The 22286-nt window shown below is 65.2% G+C and carries 17 protein-coding genes and 1 pseudogene; 5 read left to right on the top strand and 13 right to left on the bottom strand.

Annotated elements, in window-relative coordinates:
* Positions 1–64: 64 nt before the first annotated feature.
* From E8E91_RS09830 to E8E91_RS09790, 9 genes are all read right to left on the bottom strand, one after another.
* A complete protein-coding gene (locus tag E8E91_RS09830) occupies positions 65–1177 on the bottom strand; it encodes a class II histone deacetylase (protein ID WP_280375585.1) in 1113 nt (370 codons plus the stop codon).
* On the bottom strand, positions 1177–2586 hold the full coding sequence (locus E8E91_RS09825; RefSeq protein WP_280375584.1) for a cytosine permease: 1410 nt from the start codon (positions 2584–2586) through the stop codon (positions 1177–1179). The genes E8E91_RS09830 and E8E91_RS09825 overlap by 1 nt, the downstream gene beginning before the upstream one ends.
* Before the next feature lie 136 nt (positions 2587–2722).
* Positions 2723–4105 (bottom strand): aspartate aminotransferase family protein, encoded by a 1383-nt coding sequence (locus E8E91_RS09820; protein WP_280375583.1) that lies wholly within the window; start codon positions 4103–4105, stop codon positions 2723–2725.
* 202 nt (positions 4106–4307) lie between these two features.
* Positions 4308–5126, bottom strand: a complete 819-nt coding sequence (locus E8E91_RS09815) for an ABC transporter ATP-binding protein (protein ID WP_280375581.1) — start codon at positions 5124–5126, stop codon at positions 4308–4310.
* A 5-nt stretch (positions 5127–5131) separates the two neighbouring features.
* Positions 5132–5935, bottom strand: a complete 804-nt coding sequence (locus E8E91_RS09810) for an ABC transporter permease (protein WP_151132719.1) — start codon at positions 5933–5935, stop codon at positions 5132–5134.
* Positions 5936–5947: 12 nt separating this feature from the next.
* Entirely contained in the window at positions 5948–6934 is a 987-nt protein-coding gene (locus E8E91_RS09805; protein ID WP_280369229.1) for an ABC transporter substrate-binding protein, read from the bottom strand.
* Positions 6935–7114: 180 nt separating this feature from the next.
* The gene (locus E8E91_RS09800; protein WP_280375580.1) at positions 7115–8518 is read right to left on the bottom strand and encodes an APC family permease; all 1404 of its coding nucleotides are present in this window, start codon (positions 8516–8518) and stop codon (positions 7115–7117) included.
* A 140-nt stretch (positions 8519–8658) separates the two neighbouring features.
* A complete protein-coding gene (locus E8E91_RS09795) occupies positions 8659–9711 on the bottom strand; it encodes an ABC transporter substrate-binding protein (RefSeq protein WP_280375579.1) in 1053 nt (350 codons plus the stop codon).
* 154 nt (positions 9712–9865) lie between these two features.
* Positions 9866–11356, bottom strand: a complete 1491-nt coding sequence (locus E8E91_RS09790) for an aldehyde dehydrogenase (protein WP_280375578.1) — start codon at positions 11354–11356, stop codon at positions 9866–9868.
* Between the two features lie 230 nt (positions 11357–11586).
* On the opposite strand from E8E91_RS09790, the gene E8E91_RS09785 reads away from it, so the two are divergent.
* Positions 11587–12507 (top strand): LysR family transcriptional regulator, encoded by a 921-nt coding sequence (locus tag E8E91_RS09785; RefSeq protein ID WP_280375577.1) that lies wholly within the window; start codon positions 11587–11589, stop codon positions 12505–12507.
* Positions 12508–12789: 282 nt separating this feature from the next.
* Here E8E91_RS09785 and E8E91_RS09780 read toward each other — a convergent pair whose 3' ends face one another.
* The 3 genes from E8E91_RS09780 to E8E91_RS09770 form a co-directional block, all read right to left on the bottom strand.
* Positions 12790–13815 carry a sterol desaturase family protein gene (locus tag E8E91_RS09780; protein WP_280375576.1) on the bottom strand — a complete coding sequence of 342 codons (1026 nt, stop codon included), beginning with the start codon at positions 13813–13815 and terminating at the stop codon, positions 12790–12792.
* Between the two features lie 195 nt (positions 13816–14010).
* Positions 14011–14589 carry a flavin reductase family protein gene (locus tag E8E91_RS09775; protein WP_280375575.1) on the bottom strand — a complete coding sequence of 193 codons (579 nt, stop codon included), beginning with the start codon at positions 14587–14589 and terminating at the stop codon, positions 14011–14013.
* 129 nt (positions 14590–14718) lie between these two features.
* Positions 14719–15636, bottom strand: a complete 918-nt coding sequence (locus E8E91_RS09770) for a LysR family transcriptional regulator (RefSeq protein WP_280375574.1) — start codon at positions 15634–15636, stop codon at positions 14719–14721.
* A gap of 107 nt (positions 15637–15743) precedes the next feature.
* On the opposite strand from E8E91_RS09770, the gene E8E91_RS09765 reads away from it, so the two are divergent.
* From E8E91_RS09765 to E8E91_RS09750, 4 genes are all read left to right on the top strand, one after another.
* Positions 15744–17471 (top strand): amidohydrolase, encoded by a 1728-nt coding sequence (locus E8E91_RS09765; RefSeq protein ID WP_280375573.1) that lies wholly within the window; start codon positions 15744–15746, stop codon positions 17469–17471.
* Between the two features lie 88 nt (positions 17472–17559).
* The gene (locus E8E91_RS09760) at positions 17560–18636 is read left to right on the top strand and encodes a C45 family autoproteolytic acyltransferase/hydolase (RefSeq protein ID WP_280375572.1); all 1077 of its coding nucleotides are present in this window, start codon (positions 17560–17562) and stop codon (positions 18634–18636) included.
* Between the two features lie 70 nt (positions 18637–18706).
* Positions 18707–20038, top strand: a complete 1332-nt coding sequence (locus E8E91_RS09755) for an MFS transporter (RefSeq protein ID WP_280375571.1) — start codon at positions 18707–18709, stop codon at positions 20036–20038.
* A gap of 264 nt (positions 20039–20302) precedes the next feature.
* Positions 20303–21868 carry a BCCT family transporter gene (locus tag E8E91_RS09750; protein WP_280375570.1) on the top strand — a complete coding sequence of 522 codons (1566 nt, stop codon included), beginning with the start codon at positions 20303–20305 and terminating at the stop codon, positions 21866–21868.
* 189 nt (positions 21869–22057) lie between these two features.
* On the opposite strand, the pseudogene E8E91_RS09745 reads toward E8E91_RS09750, so the two are convergent.
* Positions 22058–22286 (bottom strand): annotated as a pseudogene (locus E8E91_RS09745) (IS481 family transposase); the annotation flags it as partial.

The raw sequence follows: 22286 nt of genomic DNA, 5'->3' as shown, positions 1-22286 counted from the left end.
CAGTCCGTAGTGGGGCTGGAAATAGCCCCGACTTCCGCGCGGTGATTACCACCGCGATGTGTTCTCAGTTCAGCAGCGCTGCCGCCATCCGGTCGATCGCCTGGCGCTGGAACGCACGGAATTCGGCATTGGGCTGCTGCCCTTCCAGCATCGGCAGGAAGGGGTCTTCGACTGCCGTCCGCACCCCGGCCAACTCTTCGATTACCGCATGGCCGCAGAACGGTACGTAGGCCTCCGCATAGCCTCCTTCGTGAACCAGCACCAGCCGCCCGCCACAGAGGCGGTCGGCCGCCTCCCGCAAAATGGCCGTCATCGCGCGGAACGATTCGCTGTGCAGCAGCATCCGCGCCAGCGGGTCCACGCCGTTGGCGTCGAAGCCACAGGCGACCACTATCAGCTCCGGTTCGAAACGCTCCAGCGCCGGCACGATGACTCGCTCCATGGCGTAGCGGTAGGCGTCGTCGCCGCTGCCCGGGAACAACGGCAGGTTGAGGTTGTATCCAAGCCCGGCGCCCGTGCCCCGCTCCTCCACTGCGCCCTGACCGACAGGGAAGCAGTTGTCCTGGTGGATCGACAGGGTCAGCACATCGTCGCGGCCGTAGAAGATCGATTGGGTACCGTTGCCGTGGTGTACATCCCAGTCCAGTACGGCCACCCGGCCGACACCGTGGCGGGCCTTGGCGGTTTCCACGGCGACAGCAATGTTCGCCAGGTAGCAGAACCCCATGCCGAGATCCGCCAGGCAGTGGTGGCCCGGCGGGCGCGACAGGGCATAGACGTTGTCCAGCTCACCACGCAGTACGGCATCTACGGCGGCAATGGCCAGCCCTGCCGACTGCCGGGCGATTTCATAGGTACCCGGCCCGACGGCAGCCTCCTCGCCCAGCTCACCGTGGCCAGCGTCGCTCATGGCCTTGAAGCGCTCCAGATACTGGGCCGGATGGACCCGCAGCAGGTCCTCCTCAGCCGCCATCGGCGCGCTGGAGAGCACCAGGCGATCACTCAGTCCGGACACGTCCATCAGGCTCTTCAGGCGGCGCTTGGTTTCCGGCGATTCGGCATGACCGGAACCGCTTGGCGGCTGCAGCCAACCCCCCACCGGCAGCACCAGGCTATGCAGCCCGGCGGCGTGCCAGAAACAGCGCTCGTCGAAGAAGAATCCGCTACGACGGGTCATCAGGCACCTCCTTGAGCGGTCTGGGCCAGGGCACGGGTCCGACCGCCGAGGCGGCAGGCCAGGTAGTAAACCGGCGAGATCACACCCAGGCCAACGATCCAGGAGATATCAGCACCGTCCATGGCGCGTGCCACCGGGCCGGTATAGAGGGCGGTGGACATGAAGGGGATCTGCACGATGATGCCGAGCACGTAGCAGTTGACCGCCGTCCAGTTGCAGCGACCGTAAAGGCCACCATCACGACGGAAGAACGACGGCAGGTCGTAGCGACCGTGGGCCACCAGGTAGTAGTCCACCAGGTTGATGGCGCTCCAGGGCACCAGCACGTACAGCAGCAGGAGAATGAAGTTGGTGTAGTTGACCATGAAGTCGTCCTGCCCCAGCAGCGCCAACGCCAGGGAGCCCGAGAACAGGATCAGCGAGATGAGGATGCGTGCACCGGCCCCGGCCGACCAGGACGGCACGAGGGTCTGCCCCACGGTGATGGTGGACAGGGCACCGCAGTACAGGTTCATGGCGTTGGTCGCAGCGATGCCGATGGAGAGCACTGCCACCAGCAAGGCGCTGAGGCCGCCGGTGGCCTCGATCAGGCCACCCACCACGTCATCGCCGTCGATACTCAGGGCCACCATCACCCCCAGCAGCATGGGCAGAAGGGAGCCCAGGCAGCAGCCCCAATAACTGGACCAGAAGGCGCTGCGCGAACCCGTGGCTTCCGGCAGGTAACGGGAGTAGTCGGACACGTAGGGCGCATAGGCCAGTTGCCAGAGCGCAGCCACCGACAGGGTGCCGAGGAATCCGGCCAGGGAGGTTTCGTTGCGTTCGAGGAAGTCCGCTGGCAGACCGTGGACGAACACCAGCCAGACGAAGGCAAGCAACAATACCGCGCCGGAAAGATAGGTCATGACGCGGGTGTAGGCGTGGATCAGGCGATAGCCCACCGACGCCGCCACCAGGCTGATGAAGCCCACCAGGAGGATGCCGACGTTGGTGTCGACGGCCGGGAAACGACCGTGCAGCGACTGGCCACCCAGCACCAGGTTCGAGGCGAAAAAGCCGAGGTACATCACGACGACGAGGGCCACCACCAGCAGGGAGCCGAAGGAGCCAAACTGGCCGCGGGTCTGCACCATCTGGGGCACGCCGAGTTGTGGCCCCTGGGCCGAGTGCAGGGCCATGAACACGCCCCCCACCAGGTTGCCCAGTACCAGCGCTGCCAGTGCGGAAAAGAAGGGCAGTTTGAACACGGTCACCGCGAGGGCGCCGGTAATTACGGTCAACAGGATCAGGTTGCAGCCGAACCAGATGGTGAACAGGTCCCGTGGGCGCCCATGGCGCTCCTCGGCGGAGATCGGCTGGATCGTACTCAGTTCCAGCGCCGGAGCCTGCGGATTGTCATTGTTGTGCATGCCAGGTCTCGCACTCGTTTATTGGGGATGAGCGCCGCCCCGGCAGTCCGGAGCAAACCGAAGCACCGCCGTCGTCAGCGCAGATCCGGGAATGGCTGCCCCGGTCCAGATCCGGACCGGGGCAGTCGACAGGGACTTAGAGGCGTCCCAGTTCCTGCGCGGTGCGATCCACCGCGATTTTCGTCTTGCTCACCAGCTCGTCGATCTCGCCGCGAGTGGCTACCAGCGCCGGCGCCATGATCATGCGGCCGAGGGTGGAGCGGATGATCAGGCCTTCCTCGAAGCCGATGGTGCGGCAACGCCAGGCGATGTCGTTCTCGTTCTCGAAGCGCTTGCGGGTGGCCTTGTCTTCGGCGAACTGCAGGGCGGCGACGAGGCCGGCGCCCTGGATATCACCCACCAGCGGGTGATTGCCGAAGACTTCGCGCAGGCACTGTTGCAGGTACGGGCCGGTATCGGTCTTCACCTGGGTGACCACGCCCTCATCGCGCAGCGCCTTGAGGTTGGCGATGGCCACGGCTGCCGCCACCGGGTGCCCGGAGTAAGTCAGGCCGTGGGCGAACACACCGCCCTGCTCCACCAGGGCTTCGGCCATGCGCTTGCTGAGGATCAGGCCACCCATGGGGATGTAGCCGGAGGTCAGGCCCTTGGCGATGGACAGGGTGTCCGGCTCGAAGCCGAAGTGCTGGTGGGCGAACCATTCGCCGGTGCGACCGAAGCCGCCGATCACTTCGTCAGCGCACAGCAGCACGTCGTACTTGCGGCAGATGCGCTGGATTTCCGGCCAGTAGGTTTCCGGCGGGAAGATCATGCCGCCGGCGCCCTGGAAGGGTTCGGCGACGAAGGCGGCCACCTTGTCGGCGCCCAGTTCGAGGATCTTCTCTTCCAGTTGGCGCGCGGCGCGCAGGCCGAACTCCTGCGGAGTCAGGTCGCCGCCGTTGGCGAAGTAGTACGGCTCGTCGATGTGCGCGATGTCCGGCAGCATGCCGCCCATTTCGTGCATGAACTTCATCCCGCCAAGCGCCGTGGCGCCCAGGGTGGAGCCGTGGTAACCGTTCCAGCGGCCGATCATGATCTTCTTCTCGGGCTTGCCGAGGATCTGCCAGTAGCGGCGTACGGTGCGGATCAGCACCTCGTTCGCCTCGGAGCCGGAGTTGGTGTAGATGGCGTGGCTGTAGTGGCCCGGCAGCAGGCTGAACAGCAGTTCCGACAGTTCAACCACGGCCGGGTGGGTGGTGTGGAAGAACATGTTGTAGTACGGCAGCTGCTCCAACTGGCGAGTCGCGGCGGCGGTGAGGTCCTTGCGGCCGTAGCCGAGGTTGGTGCACCACAGGCCGGACATGCCATCGAGGTAGCGCTTGCCGTCGTTGTCCCAGAGATGGAGGCGCTCGCCGCCAACGATCACCCGCGGCCCTTCGGCGTTCAGCGCCTTCTGGTCGAGGAAGGCATGGATGTGGTGGGCCGCATCGGATGCCTGGTAGTCACGGGTTTCGCGTTGGGCTTGGAATTGAGCGTTCATTGTTAGGGGTCTCCTCGTCCCGGTATTCAGTGGTACCGATGCTGGCTGAAGCTGCCGGGCAGCGAAATTACTAAATTTGTCTTCGGGCTATACGAAAAAGCTGCCCTGCCCGCCAGACGCCCTGGCGCCCGGCACCTGGCGGGGTGCAAGGCAGGCGGGCAGAGGCACGGGCGACGAACTGCACGTCGCCCGGCCAGGGGCCTCAGTGAGGCTCTTCCAGTTCGTTGTGCAGCAGCCCAAGGATCTCCCGCTTCATCTCGATGAACTGGCGCTCCATCACCATGTCCATGTCCCGCGGTCGCGGCATGGGCACATCCATCTCGCACTTGATCCGCCCCGGTCGCGCACCCATCACGTAGACGCGGTCGCCCAGGAGGATGGCTTCGTCGATGTCATGGGTGACGAACACCACGGTCTTCTTGCTGTGCTCCCACACCCGCAGCAGCAACTGCTGCATCTGCATGCGGGTCTGGCTGTCGAGCGCGCCGAAAGGCTCGTCCATCAGCAGGATCTGCGGGTCGTTGGCCAGGGCGCGGGCGATGGCCACGCGCTGCATCATGCCGCCGGAGAGCTGCTTGGGATAACGGTCGGCGAACTGCGTCAACCCCACCTCGTTGAGATAGAAGTCGACGATCTCCTCGCGTTCGGCACTGACCATGCCTTTGCGCTTCAAGCCGAACTCGATGTTCTGCCGCACGCTGAGCCACGGGAACAGGGTGTAGCTCTGGAACACCATGCCGCGGTCCGGCCCCGGCCCTTCCACCCGTTTGCCGCCGACGAAGATACTTCCCGACGTAGGTTCAGCCAGGCCGGCGGTGAGGTAGAGCAGGCTCGACTTGCCGCAGCCGGAAGGCCCCACCAGCACGGCGAACTGCTGGTCCGGCACGCTGAGCGAAACGTTCTCCAGGGCGGTGAAGGTCTGGCCATCCGGGGTGTTGTAGCGCAGGCAGACCTGTTCCACCCGCAGCCGGTCCTGCTGGTTGCCGGTTGCCGCCTGATTGACGGCCGCGTCTCTGTGCATTGCGGTTACTGAGCCCATGAGGCCACCTTCAGTCGGAGCAGACGGAACAGTTGGTCGGTCACCAGCCCGAGCAGGCCGATGATGGCGATGGCGAGGAAGATCACGTCCACCTGGAAGCCGCGCATGGCCTTCAGGCTGATGTAACCCAGGCCGCTGCTGGCGGCGACCAGTTCGGCCACCACCAGGTAGGTCCAGGCCCAGCCCATGGTCACCCGCAGGGTATCCAGCACGCCGGGCAGGGACGCCGGGCCGAGCACGTGGAAGATCACGTCGCGGCGGTTCGAGCCGAGGGTATAGGAGGCATTGATCAGGTCCTTCGACACGCCCTTGGAGACGTCCGCGATCATCACCAGCTGCTGGAAGAACACGCCGAAGATGATCACCGTCACCCGCTGCTCCAGGCCGATGCCGATCCACAGGATGAACAGCGGCACGAAGGAGGTCACCGGCAGGTAGCGGATGAAGTTGACCAGGGGTTCGAGGAAGGCCTGGACGATGCGGAAGCTGCCCATCAAGAGCCCCAGCGGCACCGCCACCAGGGACGACAGGATGAAGCCGATCAGCACCACTTCGACGCTGGCCAGCACGTGCTTGCCGAGGGTGCCGTCGGCGGCCAGTCGCCCGGCCGCCTCCAGCACCGCGCCTGGTGTGGGCAGGAACATCGACGGCACCAGCCCGCCGTAGGACAGCCCGGCCCAGAGGCCAAGTACCAGCAGCCAGCCGAGGGTGCTGGCACTGAGGATCAGCCGCGCTGGCAGGTCGACTTTCGGGGTCAGGCAGCGGCTGAGCCAATTCTGCTTGGAAGTCATATCGGTCTCCGCTTAGGGGGTGACGAACCGGGTATCGACCAGGTCGTCGTAGCTGACGGCAAAAGGCTTGCCTTGCAGGCTGCTCCAGGTTTCGTTGGCCAGGCGGATCACCTCCTGGATCTGCCCTGGCTTGCCGGGCGTGCCCAGCAGCGTCTCGCTCATGGCCTGGTCGTAGAAGCGCACGCCCTTGGCGGCGTTGGCCAGTTCGGCCGGGTCGGAGAGATAGCCGCCGACGCCCTTGGCCATGATCTCGTGGGCCTTCTCGGGGTTGTCACGGGTGAACTGCACGGCCTTGTACAAGCCCTTGACCAGCGCCTTCACATCTTCCGGCTGCTTCTCGATCACATCGCAGGACAGCGCCACTACGTCGACGATCACGCCGGGTGTTTCGGTGCTGTCGATCAGCACCTTGCCCTGCCCTTTCTGGCGCACCATCGACAAGTGCGGCTCCCAGGTCACGGCGGCGGGCACGCGGCCGGCGATAAAGGCGGTGGCGGCGTCGTCGGCGGTCATGTTCTGCACGTCCAGGTCGGCCATGCTCATGCCGTTGTGCTTGAGCAGGTAGGACAGCCAGAACTGCGAGACGGAGCCTTCGTTGACCGCCACCGACTGGCCCTTCAATTCCTTCAGGCTGGTGACCTTGTCGCCCACCAGCACGCCGTCGCCGCCGTAGCTGTCGTCGAGTGCGGCCACAGCCTTGAAGCAGAATTCGCCGGAGCGGTACTTAAGCACTTCGTCGATGGTCGAGGCCGAGCCGGAGAGCTGGCCGGACGCCTGGGCGGCCATGTACATCGAGGCCTCCTCCATGGTGGTCAGCTCGACATCCAGGCCCTGCTCCTTGAAGAAGCCGAGGTCACGGGCCAGGTACAGGGTGCCGTAGCCGACCCAGGTGGTATGGCCGATGGACAGGGTGCCAGCCTGCGCGCCAGTGGCGACGCCTGCGGCCAGGGCGGTGTAGCAAAGGGGTTTGGTGATGCGACGCAGCAAGGGTTTGAACATGGAACAGTCTCCCGCAGCCTGATGGCTTTGCTTGTTGTTGGATTGCAGGGCAGTTGCTGGCCAGATGGCCAAGGTCGTTCCACTGCGCCGGCCTCTGGTGGGCCGGCGGCAGGCAGGGGCCCGGCATGCTGCCGGGCGGGGTCGGGACCGGACCGGCCCCGGGGTGAATCGGTCACTGGGTCAGTGGGTGCCCTCCAGGGCTTCGGGGCGGAACAGGTCCTTGCGCATCACGACCTTGATCCACACCACCGCGATCACCGACACCAGCCCCAGCACCACGCCGGCAATGCCGAAGATCTTCCCGGTCATGTCCGGGCTCGGCGATGCGTACCAGATGGCGTAGAGCATCCCGGCGATGCCGAAGAGCTGCGGCAGCGGATAGAACGGCGTCTTGAACGGACGGGCGATGGCCGGGTAGCGGCGGCGCAGGGCGATCACATCCAGGTGGACGATGATGTAGGCCAGCAGCCAGGCCAGCGCGGCGGCCAACAGCAGCAGGTTGACCGAGGCGGCGTCCTGGCCCAGTACCAGGATCGGCAGGCCGGTGATGGCCGACACGAACAGCACCGACACCCAGGGGGTACGGGCACGTGGGCTGAGGCGCTTGAAGATCGGGAAGGCCTGGCCGTTCTGCGCCATGCCGTAGAGCATGCGCGGAATGGACGCGAGCGAGGAGTTCAGGGTGCTGAAGGTGGCGGTCACCGAGGCGATCACCAGGAACAGCTCACCGGCCTTGCCGAATACCTTGGTGGCGAACAGGTAGTGCGGTAGCGCGTCGGTGGTCAGCGCTTCCTGCGGCACCATGAACAGCGCCCCCAGGCAGTAGAGGCCGATGGTGAGGAAGATCACCGTGAGGCCGATGATCATCGAGCGCGGGATGTTGCGTTCCGGCCGCTTGGTTTCCTCCACCAGCGGACAGACGAACTCGGCGCCGACGAAGCCCCACACGGCCAGCGCGGTGAGGGTCAGCACACCGGCGCCCATGGGGTTCCAGTCACCCTGGATCACGGTGCTGGCGGTTTCACTCGGCGCGCCTTCGACGATGGCGGCAATGCCCAGCAACAGCAGCACGAACACCATCACCACCGCCAGCGCGGTCTGCAGCTTGGCGAAGATGTCGATGCCCATCAGGTTGAGGACGGTGAACAGGCCCAGCACGCCGAAGGCGATGGTGAACGGCGGGAACACGCCCGGGTAGATCTTGCCGACGATCAGGTCGAGCAGCAGCAGCTCGGCCGACAGCGCGAACATGGCCACGACCACGTAGCCGGAGAAGGTGGAGAGGATGGCCGGGAAATGCCCCAGTGCCACTTCGGTGTAGCTGGAAAGGCCGCCAGCGCGGGGAATCATCAGCGACAGTTCGGAGAAGGAAAACGCATAACTCAGGGCCAGCAGGTAGGCCAGCCCCAGCGGCACGATGAAGCCCAGGCCGGAGAATCCGGCACCTTGCAGCATCAGCACCATCACCCCCTGGGACACCACCAGGCCGATGGCGACGGACAGCAGCGCCCCCAGACCCAGCACCCGGCGGAAACCGCCCGCTTCCGCCTGCCCATGGGCAGGAACGGACACACTTGCACTCATGACACTCTCCAATCTTGTATTTGTTATCCGCCCGCCTGGCCGTAGATGCCGGCGGGCTTGGTAGTCCGGGATACGGCTGGCCGTCCCCGTCAGTCACGCCGCTCTCGGCCACCGTACTTGGCGGCCAAGGGGCGAGAATTTCAGCGTGCCGCCCAGGCGTTGAAGCGCTCTTCCAGCTCCTCGCCGTGGTTGACCCAGAACTCGGCGCTGACCAGCTGCGCCTCGGCCAGGTTGGCCGGTGCGGTGGGCAGTTGTGCCTGGGTTGCGGCGGGCAAGGCGGCCAGGGCGTCCTTGTGGACCGGGCCGTAGGGGATCTGGCTGGAGAAGGTCTTCTGGGTTTCCGCCTGGCTGGCGAAGGCGATGAAGCGCTCGGCCAATGCCTTGTTCGGGCTGCCGCGGACGATGGCCCAGTGATCCGGGTCGTAGAGGTTGCCGTTCCAGACGATGGCGAGCTTCGAACCTTCCTTCTGCGCGGCGGCGATACGGCCGTTGTAGGCAGCGGACATCACCACGTCGCCGGCCACCAGCCATTGCGGCGGTTGGGCGCCGGCTTCCCACCACTGGATGTGCGGCTTGATCTCATCCAGCTTGCGGAAGGCACGGGATACGCCTTCCGGGGTTTCCAGCACCTTGTAGAGGTCTTCGCGTTTCACCCCGTCGGCCAGCAGTGCCGCTTCCAGGGTGTACTTGGCGCCCTTGCGCAGGCCGCGCTTGCCGGGGAAGCGCTGGGTGTCCCAGAAGTCTGCCCAGGAGCTGGGCGCACTGGCCAGTTTGTCGGCGTTGTAGGCCAGCACCATGGACCAGACGTAGCTGGCCACGCCGCACTCGCTGACGGTGCCGGGCATGTAGCTGGCGGACTGGCCGAGCACGGCCGGGTCCATGCGCTCGAACAACCCTTCCTCGCAACCGCGCAGCAGTTCGGGGCTCTCCACTTCCACCACGTCCCAGGTGACCTGGCCGATGTCGACCATGGCTTTCACCTTGGACAACTCGCCGTTGTACTCGCCGGCCACCACCTTGCCGGCGCCGCTCTGTTCGAAGGGTTTGAAATAGGCCGCTTCCTGCGCGGCCTTGGTGGCACCGCCGAAGGAGATCACGGTGAGGTTGGAGGACTCGGCCAGGGCCGGCACGCTGGCGGCGGCCAGCAGGGCGATACCGAGGGTGGCACGGATGCACGGGAAGGACTTGAGCATGGAAACTCCCTCACTACTTGTAAGTTGTGATCAGTTGCTGAGGCAGTCGTGGCCAGGAGGCCAGAGCCCATGCGTGCACCACGCACGGGATTGGATTTCTTGTTGTGGACGGCCGCGCACCGTAGGAGCACGCGGCCGGGTCGTCAGAGCGACCTCAGCGAAGCTGGAACCAGGTGGTTTTCAGCTGGCTGTACTTGTCGAAGGAATGCAGCGAGAGGTCGCGACCGAAGCCGGATTGCTTGCCGCCGCCGAAGGGCACGGTGACGTCCAGAGCGTCCACCGTGTTCACCGACACTGTTCCCGCCTTGAGCGCGCGGGCGACCCTGTGGGCGCGATGCAGGTCATCGCTCCACACCGAAGCGGCCAGGCCGTAGATGCTGTCGTTGGCCAGGCGCAATGCCTCTTCTTCGGTATCGAAGGCGCTGATGGCCAGCACCGGGCCGAACACCTCTTCCCGCGCCAGCTGCATGTCGCTGTTCACATCGGCGAAGACGGTGGGTTCGACGAAATTGCTGGAGCCGTTGAAGGTCAGGCGGCGACCGCCGGCGAGCAGCCGTGCGCCCTCCCCTTGCGCGCCCTCGATGAAGGACATGACGCGGGCGGTCTGCCCGGCGTCGACGATGGCGCCAGCGCGGCTGGCCGGGTCCAGCGGATCGCCGGGCATCCAGTTGCGGGCCTTGGCCAGCAGGCGTTCGATGAATTCGTCCTGGATGGAGCGCTGCACATACAAGCGCGAGTTGGCCGAGCAGACTTCTCCCTGGTTGAAGAAGATGCCGAAGGCGGCCTTCTCGGCGGCCAGATCCAGGTCGCGGCAATCCTCGAAGATCAGGTTCGGGCTCTTGCCGCCGCATTCCAGCCAGACCTGCTTGAGGTTCGACTGCGCCGAGTACTGCATGAAGTATTTGCCCACCTGGGTGGAACCGGTGAACACCAGGCAATCTACATCCGGGTGCAGGCCGAGGGCCTTGCCGGCGCTTTCGCCCAGGCCCGGTACCACGTTGAGCACGCCTTCCGGCAGCCCGGCTTCCATGGCCAGCTCGGCCAGGCGCAGAGCGGAGAACGGCGACTGCTCGGCGGGTTTCAGCACCACGCTGTTGCCGGCGGCCAGGGCCGGCGCCAGCTTCCAGGCGGCCATGTCGAGGGGGAAGTTCCAGGGCACCACGGCGGCGACCACGCCCAGCGCTTCGCGGGTGATGGTGGCCAGGGCGTTTGGCGCGGTGGGCGCCACCTGGTCGTAGAGCTTGTCCAGGGCCTCGCCGTACCAGGCGAACACATGAGCCGCGCCCGGTACGTCAATGTTGTAGGCGTCCATCACCGGCTTGCCCATGTTCAGGGAATCCAGCAGGGCCAGTTCTTCACGGTGGGCCATCATCAGTTCGGCGAGGCGCAGCAGCACCTTCTTGCGCTCCACCGGCGCCATGCGTGCCCAGGGGCCTTCGTTGAAGGCACGGCGCGCCGTGCGCACGGCCAGGTCAACTTCCGCCTCGCCGCAGGCGGCGACGCGGGCCAGCAACTGGTTGGTGGCCGGATTGATCGAGTCGAAGGTTGCGCCAGTGGCGGCGGACACCTGGCGACCGCCGATCAGCGCCTTGTCAGTGAATGCTTGCCGGGCAGCTCGCTGCTGCCAATAGCCGAGATCGAACACGCTGCACTCCCAGATCGACCGTCTGTGCGGTCACGTTGTTATTCGGGTTGAGGCAGATGGTGCGCCAGCTTCCGGCAGAGGAAAATTATTAAAAATATGCTCGAGTCATATGAAAAAACTCGGCAGCTCATGCGGCCTCGCAGGTGCCGCCTGGGGTAAGGTTCACCCCATAACGACAAGCACAGAGAGCCGCCTCGCGCGTGCGCAGGCGGCCAACAACAGAGGTGCCCGTGGCTACCTATACCTTGCGACAACTCAAGTATTTCGTGACGACCGTGGAGGCCGGCAGCGTGGCCGAGGCCTCGCGCAAGCTGTACATCGCCCAGCCGTCCATCTCCACCGCCATCAAGGGCCTGGAAGAGAGCTTCGGCGTGCAGCTGTTCATCCGCCACCACGCCCAGGGCGTGTCGCTGACGCCCAGCGGCACACGCTTCTACGAGAAGGCCCAGGAGCTGCTGCGGGTAGCCCGCGAGTTCGAACAGAACGCGCTCGCGGACAACGACATCGTCGCCGGGCAGATCGACATCGGTTGCTTCGAGACCGTCGCCCCGCTCTACCTGCCCCAGCTCATCGCCGGCTTCCGCGAGCAGTACCCCGGCGTGGACATCCGCATCCGCGATGGCGAGCAGCAGGAGCTGGTCCAGGGCCTGACTGCCGGCACCTTCGACCTGGCCTTCCTCTACGAACACGACCTGGACAGCACCATCGCCACCGAACCGCTGATGCCGCCGCAGCGGCCCTACGCCCTGCTGCCGGAGAACCACCGCTTCGCCAGCCAGGCCCAGGTGTCCCTGCGCGACCTCTGCCTGGAACCGATGATCCTGCTGGACGTGCAGCCAAGCCGGACCTACTTCGTCAGCCTGTTCCACGAACTGGGCCTGACGCCCAACATCGTGTTCAGCTCGCCGTCGATCGAGATGGTGCGCGGCATGGTCGGCCAGGGCTTCGGCTTCTCCCTGCTGGTCACCCGCCCCCATTCGGAGTGCACCTACGACGGCAAGAAAGTGGTCACCGTCGATATCGCCGAACCCGTCGCCACCTCCGGCCTGGTAGCCGCCCGCCTCAAGCGTGGCCAGCTCACCAAGCCCGCGCAGTTGTTCGTGGATTTCTGCCGCGAACGCCTGGCCCAGAAGACGCACGACACCCCGTAGGTTGGTCTGAGCAATGTGATCCCGGTCAGCCTTGATCGATGGGTATCGCAAGCTCCACCCATCCTACGAGCTGCCCCACCGCAGGCGTTCAGTTTTAGGCCGCTGCTGGCTTCAGGAAGAATTGTCCCTCGCAGGCGCGAGTCACCCCTCTCCTCTTCAGGGAGAGGGGCCGGGGGTGAGGGGGGACGGCAGGCACAGAATTCCAGGAGGCCTGCTGCCAGCGAGCTCCATTCCTCTCAGCAGCAGCTGATACCGACATAGCCCCACGAGAAACGCACAGGCTCAGCCATTGCGCAGCGGAATCCGCTGTGGGCGCCTTTGCCGGGCGAGCTTGCGGGCGGTGTCCACGAAGGGCGTGACGATCAGGCCGTAGATCGTCAGGTAGCGCTCGAGGTCCTTTTCGCCAGTGCCGAAGCGGATCGCCTCGGGCTCCGGGGTGGTGACGTAGAGGGTGCCGAACATCCAGTCCCAGAGCGACAGGTTGGTGCCGAAGTTCTTGTTGAAGTGCCGGGGCGCGTCGCTGTGGTGAATCTGATGCTGGGCCGGGCTGTTCAGCACATGCTCGACCACCGGCCCGAACGACAGCCAGACATGGCTGTGCCGCAGGTTCGCCGCCAGGCCATTGAAGATGAAGACCAGATAGGTCACGCCGAACAGGGTGTAGCGGCTGACTTCCCCGCCGCAGGCGTACCAGAAGCCCCCGGCGTAGAGGCCGAGAAGAACGCCAACGGAAAGCTTCTCGACGACTTTCTCCAGGAAGTGCACGCGGCTTGCGGTGGCCGGCACCAGCACGGGCGCCGAATGGTGGACCTTGTGAAACGCCCAGAGCCAGCGGGAGTGGAAGGCCCGGTGCGCCCAGTAATGCGTGAAGTCCTTCAGCAGGAACACCCCCAGCCCGTAGAGCAGGGAAAGCGAAAGGTTCTCGCCGAGCTGCGGGCGCGCGCCCCACAGCTTGGTGAAGAAGGCGATGTAATCCCCGGACTTCAGGATGTAGGGGTCCACCAGGCCGACGATGGGCAGGACCAGCGCGACCTTCAGGATGGCGCGCACGAAGTAGTAGCGGTAATCCAGCCAGGCCGAGCGGTGGAAATACACCCGGCTCCCGCCGATGAACTGCCAGAACGAACGCGCGTCTGTCAGTCCTCGATGTTTCCGGTAGCGGTACAGGCCGTAGGCGATGCTGTAGGACAGGAAAAGAAACAGAACGCCGAGACGGCCGTTCAGGTCGAAGATCCCGAGAAACTGCTTGGCGACCGGCTCGATGACCAGCTCGGTCAGGCGCTCATAGGCAAGCGAGAGAACATCCATGAACGACTGACCTTCGGCAATGGGGCTGGGTAATTGGAATCGTGTGCTAATTGCGAAGCATTTATACGCGATGCCGCCCACTGAGGTGGAGCTTTCGCAGACGAAATGGAGATAGGGCGAGTCAGGAGGTCGGATTGATCCCGCCGTCGGCGCGCACGGCGCACCCTACAGGGACTCCACCCAGTTGCCAGTCGCTCACTCCTCCCGCACGACCGCCGCATCGCCGATGGCATAGAAATGGCCGCCGGCGATGTAGTGCAGGCTGCGCCAGCGCGCGTCGGCCTGCTCGAAGTGCCAGTGGCCGTCCTTGAACACGCGGGTATCGGCCCAGGCGCCGACCACTTCACCGATGAACAGGTCGTAGGTCTGCTGGTTGTGCGGTTCGGGGATCAGTTTGCAGATCAGCCAGGCAGAGCTGCCGGCCACGAGGGGTACGTCAAAACCATCCATACGGAACAACTCGACGCCACTCTGCGCCAGCTTGTCCGGCGCCTCGTCCAGGCTGCGGGTGCCGACCTTGTAGGTGAGTTCCAGCTGGCCAAGGTTGGGCACCTGCAAGGCGAAGTAGCCGCTCTTTTCCACCAGCGCGCGGGTGCGGGTGGCCTTGTCCAGCACCACGGTCACCTTCGGTGGCGAGAAGTCCAGGGCGCAGGACCAAGCGGCGGCCATGACGTTATCGACGCCGTCGTGGCTGGCGGAGACCAGCACGGTGGGGCCGTGATTCAGCACGCGATAGGCACGGTCCAGCGCCACCGGCGCGATGTGTTCGTTCATGGGGAACCTCGTTCGGGAAGGTGCTGACTGCATGCTGCAGCCAGCTCGGGCAATGCGCGGATTATGCGGATTGCAGGGCGCGCTCACCACACGCGGCATCCATTCGAGCCCGACGCCCTGCCCCGCCTATCAGCCAGCGATACCACTGTCCCGCCAGTACGCCTTCAAGTGCTCGATGAACACCTTCACCTTGCGCGTGTTGCGCCGGTGGGTGAGGTAGAGCACGTAGACCTGCGGGCCGAAGCCACTGGGCTCGCGCCAGTACTCGGGCATCACTTCCACCAGTTCGCCGCTCGCCAGGTAAGGGGCCGCGCTCCATTGCGGAATGAACTGCAGGCCCAGGCCATCCAGCAGGCAGGCCAGGAGGAAGTCGTAGTTGTCACTGGCCAGGCGCGGCACCGGCTGGCTGAGACGGATGCGCTGGTCGCCCTTGGTCACCCACCAGAAATGCCGGTTGAGCAGCGGGTGGCGGAAGATCAGCCAGTCGTGCTGCAGGTAGTTCTCCAGGGTCACGTCCCCGCCTCGCTCCGCCAGATAGCGGGGGCTGGCGCAGAGGGTGATGCGGTTTTCCACCAGGGGTTGGGCGATCACGCTGGGCAGGTCGGTGGGCCCGTCACGCAGGGCAAGGTCGTAGCCGCCGTCCACCAGGTCCACATAGGTGTCGGAGAGGTCCACCTCCAGGTGCACATGCGGGTACTCGCGCAGGAAGCGGCAACACACGGCATTGAGGAAGGCCGGGCCGAAGGATGGCGGCGCGGTGATGCGCAGGCTGCCGCGCAACTCGTGCTGCAACTGCTCGACGCCCTCGCCGGCCAGTTGCAATTGCATCAGCGCCTGGCGGGCTCCCTCCAGGTAGATGTGCCCGGCTTCGGTGAGGGACATCCGACGAGTGGTGCGCTCGAACAGCTTGGTGCCCAGCCCCTCTTCCAGTTGCGCCACGGCCTTGGTCAGGGATGACGGCGTGGTGCCGAGTTGCTCGGCGGCACGGCTGAAATTGCCTTGTTCGGCAGCGGCGACGAACATGCCCAGCGCGGTCAATCGGTCCATTTTTATTTCCACTTCAGAAAAGAAGTTATGCCGGCCTCGGCGTTATTCCCGGCACGGCGACTGGGTAGTCTTCGCCTCAGACCAACAAGAATCAAGGCCAACACCCCATGAAGCCGATTGCCTCCCTGACGCTCTCCGTCGCCCTCGCCTTTTCTTCCATGGAAACTATGGCAGCCGCCGATCTCATCCTGCACAACGCCAAGGTCTACACCGCCGAACCCGGCCAGCCCCTGCAACAGGCGGTCGCCATCGAGAACGGCAAGATCGTCGCCGTGGGTTCCGATGCCGAGGTGCTGCGACTCAAGCAGGCGGATACGCAGATGCTCGACCTGGGTGGCAAGGTGCTGATGCCCGGCTTCATCGACTCCCACGCCCACGTGGTCAAGGGCGGCCTGCAGATGCACCAGGCCAACCTCAATGGTGAGGAGCTTCCGCTGGACGAGCTGGAGAAGCGCCTGCGCCAATGGCGTGAGGACGGCAAGGCCAAACGCGGCGACTTCCTGGTGGTCGGCGGCGTGCCCACCAGCTACTGGGACCAGCTCGACGCCTTCGAGCAGCGCTTCAATGCCGGCGAGTGGGCCGACACGCCCATCCTCTTCGCCGGCTGGGACTACCACACCGGCTGGGTCAACCGCGCCATGCTGAAACGCGCCGGTATCGACGCCGCCAAGGTGAAGTCGCTCAAGGGCGAAGAGCTGGCCACCATCGGCCACCATGAGAACGGCCAGCCCAACGGATTCCTGGTGGACGCTGGCCTCTACGCTGCCCAGGAGCTGATTCCCCTGCCCTCCCAGGCGGAGCTGCTGACCGGCGCCCGCGATGCCCTGCACTACTACAACAGCCTGGGGATCACCGCCTGGATGGACCCACTGGCCAACGAGATTCCCGGCGGCCCCATCGACAACAGCTCCGTCGGCGTGCTGCCCACCTACAAGGCGATGGCCGACTCCGGCGAGCTCAGCGCCCATGTCGCCGCCCTGCTGATGGCCGACTCGAAGGCCACGCCCAAGGACCTGGACGAGCTGGACAAGGTGCGTCAGCAGTTCCAGGGCGTGCCCAACCTCACCCTGCCGGGCATCAAGGTGTTCGCCGACGGCGTGGCGGAGCACCCGGCACATAGCGCGGCGATGCTGGAGCCCTACAAGAACTCCAGCAAGCGCGGCGAGCTGCTGTTCGACCCGGCCCAGTTCGGCGAACTGGTGAACGCGGCGGACGCCCGCGGCTGGCTGGTGCATGTGCATGCCATTGGCGACCGCGCGGTGCGCGAATCCCTCAACGGTATCGAGCAGGCGCGCAAAGCCCGCAACAGTGGCATCCCCCACTCCATCACCCATCTGCAGATGGTCAACCCGAAGGAGTTCGCCCGCTTCAAGCCGCTGGATGTGATCGCCTCCATGCAGCTCTACTGGGCCACCGCCGACGAACTCAGCGTCGATCTGGTGCAGCCCTATGTCAGCGCCATGGCGTTCCAGTACCAGTACCCGGCGCGCTCGCTGTTGAAGAACGGCGCCACCATCGCGGGCGCCAGCGACTGGCCCATCACCACCCCGGAACCCTGGAAGGCGATCTACCAAGCGGTGAGCCGGAAAGGGCCGAAGGGCGTGCTGAATGCGGACGAGGAGATCGACCGCGAGACCATGTTCCAGGCCTACACCCTGAACGCCGCTCGCGCCATTCGCCTGGACGACCGCATTGGTTCGCTCAAGCCCGGCAAGCAGGCTGATCTGATCCTGCTCGATCGCGATGTGTTCCAGGTCGAGCCCGAGGCTCTGCGCGACACCCAGGTATTGAAGACCTGGTTCGCTGGCCGCGACGTTTATACCCGCAACCGCTGACTGATTTCTCCAGGCCATGGGGCACCGCTTCGGTGTTCCGCGGCCGCTTCACGCCCGTAACAATCCAATGCTGAACAGGTAATTCGCAGTGAAAGTCCATACCTTCGTCACCGACACCCAGAACCCGCAGATTCGTGGCCGGCAGATCGGTGAACGGTGGTCGGAGCAGATCCGGCAGACCGTATCGCTCTACCTCGATTTCTTCTCCCAGGTGGATGTCGATCCGGCCACGGTGCGCAGCATCGGCGAAGCCAGCCTCGCCGCCCTCGAAGCCTGGAGCCCGTCCCTGGCCCAGGAGGTAGTCGCCACCGCCGAAGCGGCAGGCCTGCCGTTGTGGCAACTGGCAGCGTTGAATGCCCGTACCGAAATCCTCGCGGTGATGCCCACGCCGCCCGAAGGCGAGTGCTCCACCGCCGTGTTCGCCCCGCGCGGCGCGAACGCACCGCGCACCATCCAGACCTGGGACTGGCACGACGCCCTCGTTCCCCACGGGATGATGCTGCAGCTCACCGGCAACGCTGGCCTGGGCGTCAAGCTGTTCACCGAGTTCGGCATGCTCGGCAAGATCGGCGTGAACAGCGCTGGCCTGGGCTTGCACTTCAACATCCTCCACCACGCGAGCGACAACGACAGCGCCGGCGTGCCGGTCCATGCCATCGCCCGCCGCCTGCTGGAAGAAGCCCGCAGCGTGGACGAAGCCATCGCCCTCGCCCGCTCTGCACGGGTCAGCGCCTCCACCGTACTGACCGTGTTCTCCCGTCACGACGCATCGCCCCGCGCCGCGAGCATCGAGCTATCCCGCGACGCGACTGCCGTGGTGCTGCCGCGCGAAGACGGCTGGATCACCCACACCAACCACTTCCTCGCGCCTGAGCTGGTGCCCGGCGAGCGCACCCTGGATGTCTCCACCACTTACGCCCGCCTGGACCATGTGAACGGCAATCTCGGCGCCATGACCGGCAAGACCCTGGCCTCGCGCGCCAGCGCCATGTGCGGCGAGCCGGGCGAGCAGGCCCCCATCTGCTTCCACCCGGACCTGAGCCTGCCGCCGAAAGAGCGCTGGGAAACCCTGCTCACCATCGGCATCGACACCGAAGCGTTCGAGCTGGAGTACGCCGAGGGCAACCCGGTGGTGCTGGCCCGCTCGGGCAGCGTGCGCTTCTGACCGTAAAGGCGGCAGGCAGCCACCTGCCGCCAGCAGCTCCCTCCAACAACGACAAGACGAGCAAAGGCAAATGGCAAATCAACCTTCCCCGGCAACGGGATCGCAATCGGCGCTCCGGACATTCTTCGTCTCAGGTCTGGGCACCGCACTGGAGTTCTACGACTTCGTCATCTACGGCGTCGCCGCCGCCCTGGTCTTCCCCCAGGTGTTTTTCCCCGACCTTGACCCGCTCACCGCCACATTGGTGGCCTTCGGTGCGTTCGGCGTGGGTTTCTTCGCCCGTCCGCTGGGCGGCATGGTGTTCGGCCACTTCGGCGACAAGGCCGGCCGTCAGAAAGCACTGGTCGTCACCCTGCTGCTGATGGGTTTCAGCACCCTGGCCATCGGCTGCCTGCCTTCCCACGAGAGCATCGGCGCTGCAGCGCCTGTCCTGCTGGTACTGCTGCGCCTGGTGCAGGGCTTCGCCGCAGGTGGCGAATGGGGTGGCGCCGCCCTCTTCGGCATCGAATCGGCCCCGGCCGGTAAACGCGGGCTATGGGGCAGCTTCACCAGCATGGGCATTGGCATCGGCGGCATTCTCGGTTCCGCCGTGTTCGCCATCGTCAGCGCCGCCTACGATGACAACCTGGCCGACTTCGCCTGGCGTATCCCCTTCTGGCTCGGCGGCGTCCTGGTGCTGATCGGCCTCTACGCGCGCCTGTCGAATCCGGCCGGCAAGCCGCTGCAACCGCGAGAGAACACCCGCCTGCCCCTGGTCGCCGCACTGCGCTCGCGCCCTCGCGAGATGCTGCTGTGCACCGGCATCGCCTTCGGCTACGTGACCATCGCCTATATCGGCAGCACCTTCTTCCTCGCCTACGCCACCCAACTGGGCTACGGCAGCACTGAAGCGTTGCTGTTCGACGTGTCCCTGTCCGTTGCCATCGTCATCAGCGCCCCGCTGTTCGCCAGCCTCTCCGACCGCCTGGGCCGGCGCGCCGTGATGATCCTCGGCGCCCTGCTGATGGCCGCCGGCTTCTTCGTCTTCTTCGCCCTGGTGGGCCGCCACAGCCTGCCCATCGCCTGCATGGCGTACGTCATGGTCGGCGCCCTGATGGGTGCGACCCAGGGCCCGATTCCCGCCTTCCTCGCCGAACAGTTCCCGCGCCACATGCGCTATTCCGGCATGTCCGCTGCCTACCAGATGGGCGCCGCCATTGGCGGCGGCACAGCGTCCAGCCTGGCGACGGCGATTCTCATCGCCACCGGCAGCCCCTTCGGCGTGGCCGCCTATGGCGCGGCTGCACTGGCGCTGGTGGCGGTGTGCTCGTTCCTGCTGAAGGAGACGGCGCATCTGGGGATGAAGGAGATCGATTCGGACACGGGAACCGAGACGGGTGCGGAAATTCTGCGCTCGGCGTGAGTGATCTGAAGGAAGCGATTCTTGTCCAAACGAAAACGGGCCCTCGGGGCCCGTTTTTGCTTTTGAGGCCTGGACCGACCGTCTGTCGTTGGCTGCTACGCCAACGCGACCGCCCGGTCGAAGTCTGTCGCAATTGGATCGGCGGGCATCGTCCACGCACAAGAAGCGCTTCATCGGCCACGCGACCATTGCGGGGCTCTGACTGTCGCCAGCCCGGCAGGTTTCGCACTTACAAGAAAAAGCACGCAATGCTTGAGGAGGCCTATGCACAAGACACCCAACTCACCCGTCGACAAGGTCGTTTTCTGGGGGGCTGTCGTGATATCGGCCTCACTGGTCGCTGGAGGAGCACTCTGGCCCAAGGCCCTGTCGACTGCGGCGCAGGCGGTGCTGGACAAGATCATCGACTGGTTCGGCTGGAGCTTCGTCCTCTCCACCGCATTCTTTCTGGGTTTCGCCCTGTTCCTGGCATTCAGCCGCTTCGGCCGGATCAAACTGGGCAAGGACGATGAACAACCCGAGTTCAGCACGTCATCGTGGATCGCGATGATGTTCAGCGTCGGCATGGGCATCGGGCTCATGTTCTGGGGCGTGGCCGAGCCGATCACGCACTTTTCGACAATACCGCCGGAACTGGCGCCGCCGCACTCCAGGGAAGCGGCCAAGATCGCAATGGGCTACGCCTACTTCCATTGGGCATTCCACCCCTGGGCGATCTACGCCATCGTCGGCCTGGTCATCGCCTACTTCTCGTTCCGCAAGGGACTGCCCAACCTGATTTCCAGCGCTTTTACACCGCTGATTGGTGAGAAGGGCGTGCGCGGGCCATTGGGAAAATCGATCGACATTCTGGCGGTCCTGGCCACCCTCTTCGGCACCGCCACCTCGCTCGGCCTGGGCGCGCAGCAGATCAACAGCGGCCTGAACTACCTCTGGAACACCGGCGAATCGAACAACATTGCGTTGGCGATCATCGTCGTGATGACGGTGTTCTTCATCCTTTCCGCCATCTCCGGTGTGGGTAAGGGGGTGCAGTTCCTGAGCAACCTGAACATGTGGGTCGCGGTGGTACTGCTGCTCTTCCTGGCGGCAGTGGGCCCCAGCGTGTTCATCGTCAACACACTGGTGGCTTCAATAGGCGAATACCTCCAGGAACTGGTGCCGATGTCATTCCGCACCGCCGCGTTCAGTGATGGGAAGTGGCTCGCGGGCTGGACCATCTTCTACTGGGCGTGGTGGATTTCCTGGGCGCCGTTCGTGGGCACCTTCATCGCGCGCATCTCGCGCGGCCGCACCATTCGCGAATTCGTGATCGGCGTGATCGTCATTCCCAGCGGCGTGACCATGGTGTGGTTCGCGATCATGGGCGGCTCGGCCCTGTACTCGGAACTGGCCGGCGCAGGCGGCATCGCCGCCGCCGTGAAGGACCAGGGACCTGCGGTGGCGCTGTTCATGCTGCTGGCCCAATACCCCGCCGCGGCGCTGACCTCATTCGCGGCCATTCTGCTGGTCGGCGTGTTCTTCATCTCCGGGGCCGATGCAGGCTCCATCGTCATGGGCATGCTTTGCGCCCGCGGCAACCTGAAGCCGCCGTGCTGGCTGGTGGCACTGTGGGGCGTGCTGACCAGCGCGGCGGCCTCTGTGTTGCTGGTGATGGGTGGCCTGAATGCGCTGCAGACCGCCGCCATCATCTTCGCCGCGCCGTTCCTGCTGGTGATGGTGGGACTGTGCGTATCGCTGTGCAAAGCGCTGCTGGATGACCAGCCAGTGGACGCAACACACGACTCGCTTGCGGCCCTCCGCAATCCGGTGCGTGCCGCTGCGGATTGAGGTTCCAGGGTGCTGCTTCACGGCGGCACCTGTTTCCTCGCTTTTGCTGAACAGCCGGTGCGCACGGCGCACCCTACCGATAGCACCGTCGCACCGTTCGGAACTCGTGCTTGATCGTAGGGTGCGCTATGTGTTCAGCCGGTATACATGGGTAACGCTTGTCGGGAGACATGGGTAACGGGTTGATGGTCATGGCTTGGGTTGCCTGAGATCAATCTGGCGCACGGTCTTACGGATGAACACCACGTCGAAGACGCCGTCGGTCGTGGTCGGACGGATGGCAACCCGCTCTCCCGCCAGGCCGCCGCCGACAAACAGGCTCCGGCCATTGAAGCGGACCTGCCCGATGCGTCCGACCTTGAGCACCCGATCGCCCGGGTCGTACTCGATCTCCGGCAAGTGCTCAGGGTAGCTGCGC

The organism is Pseudomonas sp. BN515 (assembly GCF_029873155.1).
GTDB lineage: Bacteria > Pseudomonadota > Gammaproteobacteria > Pseudomonadales > Pseudomonadaceae > Metapseudomonas.
The sequence above is the reverse complement of the archived record's forward strand: the minus strand, read 5'-3'. Positions and strand labels throughout refer to the sequence as shown.